This window comes from Kitasatospora sp. NEAU-69, assembly GCF_057158765.1.
The window spans coordinates 1-16,191 of record NZ_JBWXUE010000032.1 but is presented as its reverse complement, the minus strand read 5'-3'; the positions used below and the strand labels follow the sequence as shown (position 1 = coordinate 16,191).

Genomic DNA, 16,191 nt, shown 5'->3' with positions numbered 1-16,191 from the left:
CGGGGCTGGGGTCGCGACGTTCGCCGTGCGGGTGGTGGTCATGGGGGCGGTGGTCATACGGGCGCTGGTCATGCGGGCGCTGGTCATCTGGACGGTGCTCATGAGCTCGGGGTGCCGCGGCGCAGCCGGGTGTTGATGAACGCCAACATCTCGTCGTCGGAGGCGTCCTGGAGCTCCTCGGCGACGCTCTTCGGGTCGGATCCCTCGGCGTCGGCGGCCTGCGGGTCGGTGGCGGTCCAGCGGGCGAGCAGGGTCTGCAGCCGCTTGGCGATGCTGGCGCGGTCCGTCTCGCCGACCTCGGCGGTGGCCAGGCCGGCGGCGAGGCGGTCGAGTTCGGCGTGCACGAAGGCCGGGCCGGCCACACCGTCCTCCAGGAGTTCGGCGAGCAGCTGATCGGCGAGTGCCTGCGGGTTCGGGTGGTCGAAGAGCAGGGTGGCGGGCAGTTTCAGGCCGGTGAGCCGGTTCAGGCGGTTGCGCAGCTCGACGGCGGTGATGGATTCGAAGCCCATGTCGCCGAAGGAGTGATCGGGCCGGATCTCGGCGGCGCTGTCGTGGCCGAGCACGGCGGCTGTGTGGGTGCGGACCAGGTCGAGCAGGCGGCGCGAGCGCTCCGCGGTGGGCAGCGCGGCCAGTTCGTGGCGCAGCTGTTCGGCCAGGTCCTCGTCGGCGCGGGCCTGTTCGGCCAGGGCGGCGAGGGCCGCGCGGGCCTCGGGGACGGTGTCCAGCAGGGGGCTGGGGCGCTGGGCGGTGAAGGCGGCAGTGAAGGCAGGCCAGTCGATGTCGGCGATGGTCACGCTGGTGTCGTCGTGGTCGAGGGCCTGTTGCAGGGCGGTCAGCGCGCGGGTGGCGTCGAGCAGGCGCAGGCCGCCCATGTCGATGCGGCGCACGGCCCGGGCCGTCTCGGCGGTATCGGCCTCGGGGGCCTCGTGCAGCAGGTCCCAGACCGGCCAGGCGATGGCGAGGGCGTGGCGGCCCTGGGCGCGGTGGCGTCGGGCGAGCGCTTCGAGCGGGGCGCCCGCGGCGGCGAGGGCGGCGTGTTCGCCGCTGCCCCAGAACCCGGCGACGGAGCTGAAGTAGACGACGGTCTGCGGGGGTTGCCGCTCCAGCAGCTCGTCGAGCAGCAGCGCGCTGTGGGTGCGGTCGGCCAGGGCCCGGCTCAGGGCGGCGGGGTCGGTGGCGGGCAGGGAGGAGAGTGCGGGGTCGCCGGCGGTGTGGATCAGGGTGCTGATCGGGCGGTCGTCGGCCGTCAGCCGGGCCAGCAGCGCGGCCAGTTGCCGGCGGTCGGTCAGGTCACAGGCGGCGGCGGTGAGGCCGGTGCCGGTGGCGGCGAGCTCGGCTTCGAGCACGGTGGCGGCCTCGGGGTCGATCCGGCCGGCCAGCGCGATGTGGTCGGCGCCGCGCCCGGCCAGCCAGCGGGCGAGGTGGGTGGTCAGCGGGCCGGTGTCGCCGGTGATCAGGACGGTGCCGTGCGGGCGCCAGTCGCGGACCGGCTCGCCGGCGGGCAGCGGGGCGTGGAGCATCCGCCGGACCCAGCTGCCGGTGGCGCGGACGGCGAGCTGGTCCTCGTGGGTGCTGTTGGTCAGGGCGGTGCGCAGCCCGGGTGCGCAGGTGGGGTCGAGGTCTTCCGGCAGGTCGATCAACCCGCCCCACCGGTCGGGCAGTTCGAGGGCGGCGACCCGGCCCAGGGCCCAGAGCGGCGCCTGGTCGAGATCGCGGTGGGGTGTCGCTGCGCCCTCGGGGGCGGTGGCGCCGCGGGTGAGGCACCACAGGCGGGTGTCGGGCGGCAGCTCGGTGAGGGCCTGGGTCAGCAGCAGGGTCGCGGCCAACGCGGTGGGAACGGCCGGGGTGGCGGGGTCCGTGGAGTCCGGCGCGGTGGTGGGGTCCAGCGCCAGCAGCGAGAGGAGGCCGAGCGGCCCCGGGGTCTCGGCGCGGGCGGCGCCGACGCGGCGGGCCAGCTCGGCCCGGTCGAGGCCGGCGGTGTCCAGGGTGGCGGTGTCCAGGCTCAGGGTGTCGAGCGTGAGGCCGGTGTCGGTCAGTGCGGCGAGCAGCTTGGCGAGGGCCTCGTCGCCGGCCAGGGCGGCGGGCACCAGGGCCAGCCAGCGGGCGGGCGCGGCCGGGTCCACGGTGAGGTCGGCGGCCGGCTGCCAGTGGTCGCGGTAGCGCCAGCCGTCGAGCACCCGGTGTTCGCGGGTGCGGCGGTGCCAGGAGCGCAGCGGGGGCAGCAGCGCCTCCCAGGCCGGTGCGGCGGGGGTGTCCAGCAACCCGGCCAGGGCCTGCTGGTCCTGGGCTTCGACCAGTTGCCAGAACCGCGCCTCGGCGGGGTCGCCGGCCGTGCCGGTGCCCGGTCGGGCGGCTTCCAGCCAGTAGCGCCGGCGGTGGAAGGGGTAGGTCGGCAGGTCCACGACGGCGGGTGTACGGCCGGTGAAGACGGCGCGCCAGTCGGGGGTCAGGCCCAGCGCCTCGGCCTGGGCGAGCGAGAGCAGGAAGCGCTGCGGGCCGCCCTGGTCGCGGCGCAGGCTGGCGACGGTGACCACGTCCGCACCCGCGTCCGCACCCGCGCCCAGCGACGCGGCGATCTCCTCGATCGGGTTGACCAGGGTGGGGTGCGGGCCGACGTCGACGAAGGCGTCGTGGCCCGTCTCGATCAGGGCGCGCACGGTCTCCTCGAAGCGGACGGTCCGGCGCAGGTTGGTGTACCAGTACTCGGCGTCGAGCGTGGCGGTGTCCAGCGGTGCGCCGGTGACCGTGGAGTGGAACGGCAGTCGACTGCTGACCGGTCGGATGTCGGCCAGGTCGGCGAGCAGCCGTTCGCGGATCTGCTCGACCTGGGCGGAGTGCGAGGCGTAGTCCACCGGCAGGACCCGGGCGCGCACGCCGTCCGCCTCGCAGGCGGCGACCAGCGCGCGCACCGCGCCCGGTTCGCCGGAAACCACGGTGGCGGCCGGGCCGTTGGCCGCGGCCACCGAGAGTGCGCCGCCCGCCTCCGCGATCCGGGCCAGGGCCTCGGCCTGCGGCAGCGCGAGCGAGGCCATCAGGCCGGCGCCGGACAGGTCGAGCAGTGCCCGGCTGCGCAGCGCGACGATCTTCGCGCCGTCCTGCAGGGTGAGCGCGCCGGCCACGCAGGCCGCCGCGATCTCGCCCTGGGAGTGGCCCAGCACGGCCGCGGGCCGCACACCGTGCGCGCGCCAGAGATCGGCCAGCGCGACCATGACGGCCCACAGCGCGGGCTGGACCACGTCCACGCGCTCCAGCCACTCCTGGGACCCGGAGCGCAGCACCGAGCTCAGCGACCAGTCGGTGTACGGCGCCAGCGCCTGTTCGCAGGCGGCGATGCTGTCGGCGAACACCGGTGCGCGGTCGAGCAGTTCGGCGGCCATCCCGGGCCACTGGGAGCCCTGGCCGGGGAAGACGAAGACGATCCGCTCGCGGGTGCGGCCCGCGCCCTGGGCCACGCCCGCCGGTGCCTGGCCGCCGGCCAGGCCGTCGAGGGCGCGCAGCAGGCCCGCGCGGTCCGCCGCGACGGCGACGGCGCGGTGGGTGAGCGCGGTGCGGGTGGCGGCCAGGGAGAAGGAGAGGTCGGTGAGGTCGAGGCCGGGGTGCTGTTCCAGGTGGGTGTGCAGCCGTTCGGCGACGGCCCGCAGCTCGCGCTCGCCGGCGGCGTGGAGCAGGTAGGGCAACGAGCCGGCCGGCTCGTCGGCGCTGTCCTGCCCGTCGGCGCTGTCGTAATCGTCAGCGGGGGCAGCGGCGGAGGCTTCGGGTGCCTGTTCGAGGATCACGTGGGCGTTGGTGCCGCTGATCCCGAAGGACGACACGCCGGCGCGGCGCGGACGCTCCAGCTCCGGCCAGGCGATGGCCTCGGTGAGCAGTTCGACGGCGCCGGCCGTCCAGTCCACGTGCGGGGTCGGCGCGTCCACGTGCAGCGTCTTCGGCAGCACGCCTTCGCGCAGCGCCATCACCGTCTTGATCATCCCGGCCACGCCCGCGGCGGCCGCCGCGTGGCCGAGGTTGGACTTGACCGAGCCCAGGCGCAGCGGCCGGTCGGCGGGCCGGTTCTGGCCGTAGGTGGCGAGCAGTGCCTGCGCCTCGATCGGGTCGCCGAGCGTGGTCCCGGTGCCGTGCGCCTCCACGGCGTCCACCTGGTCGGGGGTCAGACCGGCATCGGCCAGGGCCTGGCGGATGACGCGCTGCTGGGAGGGGCCGTTGGGGGCACTCAGACCGTTGCTCGCGCCGTCCTGGTTGACCGCACTCCCGCGCACCAGCGCGAGAACGCGGTGGCCGTGGCGGCGGGCCTCGGAGAGCCGTTCCAGCAGCAGCACGCCGGCGCCCTCGGCCCAGCCGGTGCCGTCGGCGGCGGCGGCGAACGGCTTGCAGCGGCCGTCCGCGGCCAGGCCGCGCTGCCGGCTGAACTGGACGAAGCCGTCCGGCACGGCCATCACGGCCACGCCGGCGGCCAGCGCCGTCGTGCACTCGCCGCGGCGCAGCGCCTGGACGGCCAAGTGCACGGCGACCAGGGAGGAGGAGCAGGCGGTGTCGATGGTGACCGCCGGGCCCTCCAGGCCGTAGACGTAGGCCAGCCGGCCGGAGAGGACGCTGCCCGCGCTGCCGGTCAGCGCGTAGCCCTCGGCGCTCTCGGCGCCCTCGGTGCCGAGCCCGCCCGCGGCATAGCCGGAGGGCGAGCCACCGACGAAGACGCCGGTGGGCGTGCCCTTGAGCGTGGCCGGGTCGATGCCGGCGCGTTCGAACGCCTCCCAGGAGGTCTCCAGCAGCAGCCGCTGCTGCGGGTCCATCGCGAGTGCCTCGCGCGGGGAGATGCCGAAGAACGCCGGGTCGAACTCGGCGGCGCCGTGCAGGAATCCGCCGTGGCGGGTGTAGCTGGTGCCGGGGTGGTCGGGGTCGGGGTGGTAGAGCGCGTCCAGATCCCAGCCGCGGTCGGTGGGGAAGTCGGTGATCGCGTCGGCGCCGGCGGCGAGCAGGCGCCAGAGGTCCTCGGGAGAGGCGATGTCGCCGGGGTAGCGGCAGGCCATGCCGACGATCGCGATCGGCTCGTCCGTGGCGGCTCCGGCGTGGACGGGGATGGCGGCCGCAGGGGCGGCGTCCCCGGTCAGTTCCTCGCACAGGTGGGCGGCCAGCGCGGCGGGTGTCGGGTGGTCGAAGACCGCCGTGACGGCGAGCGGGAATCCGGCCAGGGCACTGAGCCGGTCGCGCAGTTCGACGGCCGTCAGCGAGTCGAAGCCGAGGTCACGGAAGGCGCGCTCGGCCGGGACGGCCTGCGGCGTGGCATGGCCGAGCACCTGCGCGATCTGGGTGCGCACCGCCTCCAGGGCCAGGCCGGGGCGGTCCGCCGGGGGTGCGGCGGCCAGCCGGTGGGCGAGCTCGGAGTCGGCGCCGGGGACGGCGGGGTTGGCGGGCGAGCCGGGAGCGGTGGGCGTCGTCGGCGTTGTCGGCGCCGCCGCGAGCTCGGCGAGCAGCGGGCTGGGGCGCAGTGCGGTGAAGGCCGCGGTGAACCGTGGCCAGTCCACGTCCGCGACCGCCACCGCCGGTTCGCCACCCGTGACGGCGTGGGCGAGCGCCGCCAGACCGTCCTGCGGGGCGAGCGGGCGCAGGCCCCGGCGGGCCAGCCGCTCGACGTCCTGCGGCGCGCTGACCATGCCGCCGTCGGCCCAGGGGCCCCAGGCGATCGCGGTGGCGGCCAGGCCGCGGGCGGCCCGGTCCTGGGCGAGTGCGTCCAGGTGTGCGTTGGCGGCGGCGTAGGCACCCTGGACGCCACCGCCCCAGAGGCCGGCGACCGAGGAGAAGAGCACGAAGGCGTCGAGCGGGCGGTCACCGAAGACGGCGTCCAGGTGGGTGGCGCCCAGGGCCTTGCCGGCCAGCACGTCCAGGCAGTCGCGCGGGTCGGTATCGAGCAGGGCGCTGTCCTGGGCGAGGCCGGCGGCGTGTACGACGGCCGTGATCGGCTCCCCGTCGGCCTCCAGCTGCTCCACTAGCTCGGCGAGCGCGGCGTGGTCGGCGACGTCGCAGGCGGCCAGCGTGGTGCGGGCGCCGAGGCGGGCCAGTTCGGCTTCGAGCTCGTCCGCGCCCGGGGCCTGCGCGCCGCGCCGAGAGACCAGGACGAGCTCCTGGGCGCCGTGTTCGGCCACCCAGCGCGCGGCCTGGGCGCCCAGGCCACCGGCACCGCCGGTGATCAGCACCCGGCCGCGGGGCTGCCAGGGAGCCGGCGCGGGGCCCTGCGAGCGGGCGGCGGCCAGGCGGCGGACCTGCACTCCGGCGGCGCGGATCGCGACCTGGTCCTCGGTGCCGTCGGCGATCATCGCGGCCATGCGGGAGCAGAGCAGCTCCTGCTCGGCGTCGTCCTGCTGCCGGTCGGGAGCCGGTGGGAGGTCGATCAGCCCGCCCCAGAGCGTGGGGTGCTCCAGGGCGGCGGTGCGGCCCAGACCCCAGAGCTGGGCCTGCTCGGGGCGGCTCGGCGAGTCGCCGGGGCCGGTGCTGACCGCGCCGCGGGTCAGGCTCCAGAGACGGCCGGTCAGGTGCAGCTCGCCGGCCTCGCGGAGGTCGCTGACCGCCTGGACGAGGGCGAGCGTGCCGGACAGCCCGGCGTTCAGCGTGGGCAGCTCGGCGTCCGGCGCCGGGTCGCAGCCCAGCAGCGAGAGGACGCCGGCGAGTTCGGTGCGCTCGGTGCCCTGGGTGTCGTCGGTGTCCTGGACGTGCGCGCGCAGTTGGGCGGCCAGGGCCTGGCGGCGGGGCGCGGCGGTGTCCAGGGTGAGGTGCTGCACCTGGGCGCCGCGTGCTTCCAGCGCCTGCGCGCACCGGTCGGCGAGTGCCTGGTCCCCCGCGTGCGGATGGACCAGCAGCCAGGTGCCGGACAGCCTGCTGTGCGGCAGTTCCCCGACCTGACGCCACTGGATCCGGTAGCGCTGCAAGTCGGCGAGGGCTGCGGCCGTGGCATCGGGGACGGCGTCGGGGACGGCCGGCTGGGTGAGGCGCTCGGTGGGGTGTTCGGTGGCGAGCCAGTAGTGCCGGCGCTGGAAGGCGAAGGTGGGCAGGTCCACCCGCCGGGCGCCGCGCGCGGCGAGCGCACCGGGCCAGTCCACCGGCACGCCGGTGGTGTGCAGGGTGGCCAGCGCGGCCGTCGCGCTCTGCGGTTCGGGGCGGTCGCGGCGCAACAGCGGCACGACCGTCGCGCCGCTCTGCGGGCCGAGGATCTCGCGGGTGACGGCGCTGAGCGCCGCGTCGGGGCCCAGCTCCGCGAAGACGCCGGCGCCCTGGGCGGCGAGGTGGCCGAGTCCGTCGGCGAAGCGGACGGGTTCTCGGACCTGGCGGATCCAGTAGTCGGGCGTGGTCAGTTCACCGGGAGCGGCGAGAGTGCCGGTGAGGTTGGAGACGAGCGGGATCACGGGTTCGGCGAACGCCACACCGTCCAGCACAGAGCGGAACTCGTCAAGCATCGGGTCCATCCGCGCCGAGTGGAAGGCGTGGCTGACCCGCAGGCGACGGGTCTTGCGGCCCAACCCCTCGAAGTGGGCCGCCACTTCGAGGACCGGACCTTCGTCGCCGGAGATCACCACGGAGTCCGGGCCGTTGACGGCCGCGATCTCCGCTCCCCCGACCAGTGCGGCGAGGACCTCGGCCTCGGTGGCCTGGAGCGACACCATCGCGCCGCCAGTGGGGAGTTGCTGCATCAGCCGACCGCGCGCCGCGACCACCGTGACCGCGTCCGCCAGCGACCACAGCCCCGCCACATGCGCGGCCGCCAACTCGCCGATCGAATGGCCGAGCAGGAAGTCCGGCCGCACACCGAACGATTCGAGCAAGCGGAACAGCGCCACCTCGAACGCGAACAGCGCGCACTGGGTGAACACCGTCTCGTCCAGCAGGCCATCGGCGCCGGACATCACCTCGCGCAACGGCCGCTCCAGCAGCGGATCGAAGAGCGCGCAGACCTCCTCCAGCGCGCCACCGAAGACCGGAAACACCCGCGCCAACTCCTCACCCATCCCGGGGCGTTGGCTGCCCTGACCGGTGAACAGGAACGCCAGCCGGGCATCCGGGCGCACGGTGGTCGGCGCGGCGCCGGGGGCGGGCCGGCCCTCGGCCAGTGCGGCGAGTCCGGCGAGCAGCTCGGCGCGGTCGGTGCCGAGGACGGCGGCGCGCACGTCCAGCGCCGAGCGGGTCGCGGTCAGCGCGTAGGCGAGGTCGAGCGGCCTGAGCTCCGGATGCGCCTGCACGTGGTCCAGCAGGCGGCGGGCCTGGGCGCGCAGTCCGGGCTCGGAGCGGGCGGAGACGAACCAGGGCAGCAGCCCCGCGTCGGCCGTGGGCGCGGGCACGGGGTCGGGCACGGGGTCGGCTTGCGCGACCTCGGTGTCGGTGTCGGTGTCGGTGGCGTACTCGATGACGACGTGCGCGTTGGTGCCGCTGATCCCGAACGAGGAGACCGCCGCCCGGCGCGGGCGATCCGCCTCGGGCCACGGCCTGGCTTCGGTCAGCAGCTCGACCGCGCCCGCCTCCCAGTCCACGTGCGGGGTCGGCGCGTCCACGTGCAGCGTCTTGGGCAGCACGCCTTCGCGCAGCGCCATCACCATCTTGATCACGCCGGCCAGGCCGGAAGCCGCGGCCGAGTGGCCCAGGTTCGACTTGACCGCCCCCAGCCACAGCGGCCGGTCGGCGGGCCGGCCCTGGCCGTAGGTGGCCAGCAGCGCCTGCGCCTCGATCGGGTCACCGAGCGTGGTCCCGGTGCCGTGCGCCTCCACGGCGTCCACCTGATCCGGGGTCAGCCGGGCGTTCTCCAGCGCCTGGCGGATCACCCGCTGCTGCGAGGGGCCGCTCGGCGCCGTCAGCCCGCTGCTGGCGCCGTCCTGGTTGACCGCGCTGCCGCGCACCACCGCCAGCACGCGGTGGCCGTTGCGCTGCGCGTCCGAGAGACGCTCGACCAGCAGCACGCCCGCACCCTCGGACCAGCCGGTGCCGTCGGCGGCGGCCGCGAACGGCTTGCACCGCCCGTCCGGCGCCAGGCCGCGCTGGCGGCTGAACTCGACGAACAGCGCCGGGTCCGACAGCACCGTCACCCCGCCGACCAGTGCGAGCGTGCACTCGCCCGAGCGCAGCGCCTGGGCGGCCAGGTGCAGTGCGACCAGCGAGGAGGAGCACGCGGTGTCCACCGTGACCGCCGGGCCCTCGAAGCCGTAGGTGTAGGACAGCCGCCCGGAGAGCACGCTGGCGACGTTGCCGGTCATCGAGTAGCCCTCGACGACCGGCGGCAGCTCGCGCAGGTTCTCGATGTAGCGGGTCGAGCCCGCCCCGACGAAGACGCCGGTCCGGCTGCCCTTCAGCCCGGCCGGGTCGATCCCGGCCCGCTCGAACACCTCCCAGGAGGTCTCCATCAGCAACCGCTGTTGCGGGTCCATCGCGAGCGCCTCGCGCGGGGAGATGCCGAAGAACTCCGCGTCGAAGTCGCCCGCGTCGTGGACGAAGCCGCCCTGGCGCACGTAGCTGGTGCCGGGCGTGGCCGGGTCCGGGTCGTAGAGGCGCTCGTTGTCCCAGCCGCGGTCGGCGGGGAAGTCGGAGATGACGTCGGCCCCGGCCGCCACCAGCTGCCAGAGGTCCTCGGGGCTGCGCACCCCGCCGGGGAACCGGCAGGCCATGCCGACGATCGCGATCGGCTCCCGGCTGCGGGCCTCGGTCGCGCTCAGGCGCCGCCGGGTCTGTTGGAGCTCCTCGGTGACGCGCTTGAGGTAGTCGCGCAGTTTCTGCTCGGTGTCGGTCATCGTCGGCGCCTTCCAAGCTTTCAAGGGTGCGAAGGGGTCTGGTCGGTGGGCGGCCGCTCCCGGTGGACGGCTGGCGTCGCCGGTCGCGGCTCAGCGGCTCAGTCGAGCCCCAACTCCTTGTCGATCAGGGTGAACATCTCGTCGTCGGTGACCGCCTCGAGGCCGCCCGGGGCGGCTGCGGCTGCCGGGTCGTCGTCGGGCGCGCCCGTCGCGGCCGGCTGCGGCGCCTCCTCGAAGCGCCACAGCAGCGCCTGGAGGCGGCGCAGCACCTGGGACCGGTCGGCGCCGTCGGCCGGCAGCGCGCCGGTGAGCGCCGCCTCCAGCCGATCGATCTCGTCGAGCAGCGGCGATGCCGCGTCCGGCTGCGCGATCGCGCCGAGCTGGTCCTTGAGGAAGAGCGCCAGGGCCAGCGGAGTCGGGCAGTCGAAGACCACGGTGGCCGGCAGGCGCAGCCCGGTGGCCGCACCGAGCCGGTTGCGCAGTTCGACGGCGGTGAGCGAGTCGAAGCCGGACTCCAGGAAGCCCCGCTCGGAGGGCACCGCGTCCATCGAGGCGTGGCCCAGCACCGCGGCGCAGTGGCCGCGCACCAGGTCCACCAGGATGCGTTCCTGCTCGGCCCCGGAGCGGCCGGCCAGGCGCTGGGCCAGCGGCGCCTCGCCTTGGGCGGTGCCGGCCTCGGCGGCCCGGCGCAGTGGGCCGCGCACCAGGGCGCGCAGCGCGGCGGGCAGCGCACCGGAGACTGCGGCGGCGCGCAGCGCGGTGAGGTTCAGGCGGACGGCCGCCGGGTTGGGCTCGCCGGTGGCCAGCGCCGCGTCCAGCAGGGCCAGGCCCTGCTCGGCGGTGAGGGCGGCGATGCCGGTGCGGCGCATCCGGGCCAGGTCCTGGCGGCCCAGTCCGCCGGTCATCGCACTCGCCTCGGCCCACAGGCCCCAGGCCACCGAGATGGCGGGCAGGCCGTCGGCCTGGCGGTGCTGCGCGAGCGCGTCCAGGAAGGTGTTCGCGGCCGCGTAGTTGGCCTGGCCCGGTCCGCCGATCATCCCGGCGAGGGAGGAGAAGAGGACGAATGCGGACAGATTCTGACTGATCGTCAGTTCGTGCAGGTTGACCGCACCGTCGATCTTGGCGCGCAGCACGCGGTCGAGCTGGTCCGGGGTCATCGAATCGACCAGGCCGTCGGCGAGGACGCCGGCCGCGTGCACGACGGCCGTCAGCGGGGCTTCGGCCGGGATCCGGGCGAGGACGGCGGCCAGGGCCTCGCGGTCGGCGGCGTCACACGCCTCGATCATCACCCGGGCGCCGAGTTCGGCCAGTTCGGCGGCCAGTTCCTGGGCGCCGGGGGCGTCCGGGCCGCGACGGCTGAGCAGCACCAGACTGCGCAGGCCGTGCTCGGTGACCAGGTGACGGGCGACCAGCGCACCGAGCGTGCCGGTGCCGCCGGTGATCAGTGCGGTGCCGTCGGGGTCGATTGGGGTCGGCATCCGGAGGACGAGCTTGCCGGTGTGCCGGGCCTGCGACATGAACCGGAACGCCTCCGGTGCCCGCCGAACGTCCCACGCACGCACCGGAATCGGGGAGAGCGTGCCGGTGGCGAACAGGCCGAGCAGCTCGGCCAGCATCGCGCCGATCTGCTGCGGGTGGACGGTCATCAGGTCGTAGGGCAGGTAGCTCGTGCCGGGGTGGGCGGCATGGACCACGGCCGGATCCCGAAGGTCGGTCTTGCCCATCTCCAGCAGCCGGCCGCCGGGAGCGAGCAGCCGCAGCGAGGCGTCGATGAACTCGCCCGCAAGGGAGTTGAGGACCACGTCCACGCCACGGCCACCGGTGGCCGCACGCACCTTCTCCTCGAAGTCGAGAGTGCGGGAGGAGGCAATGTGCGCCTCGTCCAGACCCAGCCCGCGCAGCGTCTCCCACTTGCCCTCGCTGGCGGTCGCGAAGACCTCCGCGCCGAAGTGACGGGCCAGTTGGACGGCGGCCATGCCGACGCCGCCCGCACCCGCGTGGATCAGCACCCGCTCGCCCGGCTGCAGGGCAGCGAGTTCGACGAGGCCGTAGTAGGCGGTGAGGAAGACGATCGGCACCGAGGCGCCCTGCTCGAAGGCCCAGCTCGCGGGCATCCGGGTCAGGGTCCGGTGGTCGGCGCGGGCCTGCGGCGCGAACGCTCCGGCGAACATCCCGAACACCCGGTCGCCCACCGCGAGTTCGGTGACCTCCGGGCCGACCTCGGTGACGATGCCGGCGCCCTCGCCGCCCATCGAGGCCGCACCCGGGTACATGCCGAGCGCGATCAGCACATCGCGGAAGTTCAGGCCGGCCGCGCGGACCGCGATGCGCACCTCCTGTGCGCCGAGCGGGGACCGGGTGACGGCGTCGTCGTCCGGGAGCAGCGCCAGGCCCTCCAGGGTGCCGGCGCCGGTGGCTTGCAGCGACCAGCCGTCCCGCGGTGGCACCAGGGCGCTGCCGTCGCCGCCCGTGCCGGTGCCGGTTCGGGTGAGCCGGGGGGCTAGCATCTCGCCGCGGCGCAGGGCCAGTTGTGGCTCGTCGCCGACCGGCGCCGAGGCCGCTACCGAGGCCAGTGCGGCGACCGATTCGGGGGTGTCGTCGGTGTCGATCAGGACGAAGCGGCCGGGGTGCTCGCTCTGCGCCGAGCGCACCAGGCCCCAGACGGCCGCGTGCGCGAGGTCGGGCACCGAGTCGTCCGGGTGGGCGGCCACCGCGCCGTGGGTGAGGACGACGAGCGGCGGCCCGGCCGGGTCCTCCTGCGCGAGGTGGGCGCGGATGCGCTCCAGCACCGCGAGCGAGGCGGCCGACGCGGCGTCGGCGAGCGGGTCTGCGGACGGGCCGGCGGTGGCCGGGACACAGTCGAAGACGGTCTGCTCCTGGCGGCCGTCCTGCCCGCCGTCCTGCCCGCCGTCCTGCGGGGCGGCGACGGCGACGGCGACGGGCGGGGCGTCGGGCAGGGTCACCGGGACCCAGCCCATCCGGTACAGGGCTCCGGCCGAGTCGTCGCGCACGGTGGTCAGCTGCTCGGCCGGGAAGGCGCGCAGCGCCAGCTCGCGCACCGAGAGCACCGGGCGACCGGCGCCGTCGGCGGCCTGGAGCGTCAGTCGGTCCGGGCCCGGGCGGGACAGCCGCAGCCGCAGGGTCACGGCGCCGGCGGCGTGCAGCGCGATGTCGCTCCAGGCGAACGGGAGGCGCACCAGGCCGTCGTCACCGCCGGCGTCGGCGCCTTGGGCGTCGTCGGTGCCCTGGGTGCCGTCGGTGCCTTGGGCGTCGTCGCCGGCGAGCTTGGCCGCGTGCAGGGCCGCGTCGAGCAGTGCCGGGTGCAGGCCGAAGCGGCTCGCCGGGCCGGTCTGATCCTCGGGCAGCGCCACCTCGGCGTACACCTCCTCACCGAGGCGCCAGGCGGCGCGCAGCCCGCGGAAGGCGGGCCCGTACTCGTATCCGGCCGCGGCCAGGTCCGGGTAGAACCCGTCCAGCGGCAGCGGCCGGGCGCCGGGCGGCGGCCACGCGGCCAGGTCGAAGGCGGGCGCCTCGCTCGCGCTGTCCGTGGCCAGGGTGCCGGTGGCGTGCCGCGTCCAGGGGGCGTCGTCGCCGTCGCCGGGCCCGGCGTCCGGACCGGCCTGCGGCCGGGAGTAGACCTCGACGGTGCGCCGGCCCTCCCCCGCGTCCGCGCCGACGACGACCTGCACCTGCACCGCGCCGCGTTCGGGCAGCACCAGCGGTGCCTCCAGCGTCAAGTCCGCGACGCTGGTGCAGCCGACGGTGTCGGCCGCGTGGACGGCCAGCTCGGCGAGCGCCGCGCCGGGCAGCAGCACCGTGCCGGCGACCGCGTGGTCCGCGAGCCAGGGGTGGGTGCGCAAGGAGAGCCGCCCGGTGAGCACCACACTGTCGGTGCCCGCGAGCCGGACCGCCGCACCCACCAGCGGGTGCCGGTCCGCGGTGAGGCCGAGTCCTGCGGCGTCGGCGGGTGTGGAGCCGGTGCGGGTGAGCCAGTAGCGCTGGTGCTGGAAGGCGTAGGTGGGCAGGTCGAGGTGCCGGGATACGGCCTGCGGGAACGCCGGCGCCCAGTCGACCCGGTGGCCGCGCACGTGTGCGGATGCGAGCGTCGAGAGGAGCGTGTCGCTCTCGGGCCGGTCGCGGCGCAGCACGGAGACGGCCGCCGCCTCGCTCTGCGGCGGGAGGCAGTCGTGGGCCATCGCGGTGAGCACACCGTCGGGGCCCAACTCGATCAGGGTGTTGGCGCCTTGGGCGTCGAGGGCGGTGACGCCGTCGGCAAACCGGACCGGCTCGCGGACCTGCCGCACCCAGTAGTCGGCGGTGGCGAGTTCACCGGGAGCCGCGAGGGCGCCGGTGAGGTTGGAGACGATCGGCAGCTGTACGTCGCCGAACTCCGCCGTCTCCAGGAGCGAGCGGAACTCCGCCAGCATCGGCTCCATCCGGGCCGAGTGGAAGGCATGGCTGACGGTCAGACGCCGGGTCTTGCGGCCCAATGCCTCGAAGTGGGCGGCTGCTTCGAGGACCGGGCTTTCGTCGCCGGAGATCACCACGGAGTCCGGGCCGTTGACGGCCGCGATCTCCGCTCCCTCGACCAGTGCGGCGAGGACTTCGGCCTCAGTGGCCTGCACGGCCACCATCGCGCCACCAGTGGGCAGTTGCTGCATCAGCCGGCCGCGCGCGGCCACCACCATCGCCGCATCCGGCAGCGACCAGAGCCCCGCCACATGCGCCGCGGCCAGCTCACCGATCGAGTGGCCGAGCAGGACATCCGGGCGTACCCCGAAGGACTCCACCAGCCGGAACAGCGCCACCTGGAGGGCGAACAGGCCCGCCTGCGTGAACACGGTCTCGTTCAGCAGCTCTTCGGCGCCGAACACCACCTCGCGCACCGACTGCCCGACGTGACCCGCCAGTTGCCGATCCAGCTCGAACACGGCGGCATCGAATGCCTCGGCGAAGACCGGGAACCGCTCGTACAACTCCCGGCCCATGCCGACTCGCTGACTGCCCTGACCGGTGAACAGGAACGCGATCCGACCGTCCGGTCGGGCCATCCCGGTCAGCACGCCAGGCGCGCCCTCACCGGCCGCGAGCGCGTCCAGGCCGGCCAGCAGCTCCTCGCGGTCGCGGCCCAGGACCACCGCCCGCTCCTCGAACACCGCGCGGGAGGTCTCCAGCGCCCGGCCCACCGCGCCCACGGCAAGCGCCGGTTCGGTGGTGCGCACCAGCTCGGCGAGCCGTCGGGCCTGACCCGCCAGCGCCTCACCCGTCCGCGCGGACAGCAGCCACGGCACGACACCGTCCACCGAGTCGGGCTCGGGCTCCTGCGTGAACTCCTGTTCCGGTGCGGGCATGTGCTCGATGACGACGTGCGCGTTGGTACCGCTGACGCCGAACGAGGAGACGGCGGCGCGGCGCGGCCGGCCCGTCTCCGGCCACGGCCGGGCCTCGGTCAGCAGCTCGACCGCACCCGCCGACCAGTCCACGTGCGGGGTCGGCTCGTCCACGTGCAGTGTTTGCGGCAGCATGCCTTCGCGCATCGCCATCACCATCTTGATCACGCCACCGACGCCGGCGGCGGCCTGCGCGTGACCGATGTTCGACTTCAACGAGCCGATCCACAGCGGGGATTGAGGGTCACGCTGCTGACCGTAGGTGGCGATCAGCGCCTGTGCCTCGATCGGGTCACCGAGCGTGGTGCCGGTGCCGTGCGCCTCCACCGTGTCGATCTGGTCGGGGGTGAGACCCGCGTTCGCCAGCGCCTGGTGGATGACGCGTTGCTGAGAGGGCCCGTTCGGCGCCGTCAGACCGTTGCTCGCGCCGTCCTGGTTGACCGCGCTGCCGCGCACCACCGCGAGCACCTGGTGGCCGTTGCGCTGGGCGTCCGAGAGACGCTCGACGAGCAGCACGCCGACGCCCTCCGACCAGCCGGTGCCGTCGGCGGCGGCCGCGAACGGCTTGCACCGCCCGTCCGGCGCCATTCCGCGCTGACGGCTGAACTCGATGAAGAGGCCGGGTTCGGACATCACGGTCACCCCGCCGACCAGCGCCATCGAGCACTCGCCGGCGCGCAGTGCCTGGGTCGCCAGGTGCAGCGCGACCAGCGAGGAGGAGCACGCGGTGTCCACCGTGACCGCCGGGCCCTCGAAGCCGAAGGTGTAAGCGACCCGGCCCGACACCACACTCGCCGACGAACCGGTGCCCAGGTAGCCCTCGATCTCCTCGGGGACCTCGGTCAGGCGGGCCGCGTAGTCGTGGTACATGACGCCGGCGAAGACGCCGGTCGCGCTGCCGCGCAGCGTGGCCGGGTCGATGCCCGCCCGCTCGAACGCCTCCCACGAGGACTCCAGCAACAGGCGCTGCTGCGGGTCCATCGCAAGCGCCTCACGCGGCGAGATCCCGAAGAACCCGGCATCGAACTCGCCCGCGTCGTACA

The 16,191-nt window shown here is 75.2% G+C and carries 2 protein-coding genes; both read right to left on the bottom strand.

From position 1 onward, the window contains the following. Nucleotides 1-98: 98 nt before the first annotated feature. Entirely contained in the window at nt 99-9,758 is a 9,660-nt protein-coding gene (locus tag AC060L_RS29555; protein ID WP_483802012.1) for a type I polyketide synthase, read from the bottom strand. Between the two features lie 98 nt (nt 9,759-9,856). Then, a partial coding sequence (locus AC060L_RS29550; protein WP_483802011.1) for a type I polyketide synthase occupies nt 9,857-16,191 on the bottom strand: 6,335 nt, incomplete at its 5' end.